The 235-nt window shown below is 61.3% G+C and carries 1 protein-coding gene; it reads right to left on the reverse strand.

Annotated elements, in window-relative coordinates; genetic code table 11:
- Nucleotides 1-235, reverse strand: a 235-nt coding sequence (locus E0702_RS19785) for a hypothetical protein (protein WP_205742128.1), incomplete at both ends; no start/stop codon positions are given.

Genomic DNA, 235 nt, shown 5'->3' on the forward strand with positions numbered 1-235 from the left:
GGAAGAGGTCGTTGCAGATGTTCAGGCGGTCGTCAGAGAAAAGCGCCACTCCCTCCCCCATCGAGGACAGCGCTTCGACCAGGGTTTTTCGCGTCCGCTCGCGCTCGGTCCTCACAGTCTCCAGTTCCAAGCTCTGAGCAGCAACCTGGCGTTGCAAGTCGATAGCCGACTGGAAGGATCGGTAAGCCGATGGGCTGATGTCGCTCTGCCGATTGGCGCGGCGGACAAGGGCATC

Origin of the sequence: Halomonas marinisediminis (genome assembly GCF_004347715.1) — a bacterium.
GTDB classification, from domain to species: domain Bacteria; phylum Pseudomonadota; class Gammaproteobacteria; order Pseudomonadales; family Halomonadaceae; genus Halomonas; species Halomonas icarae.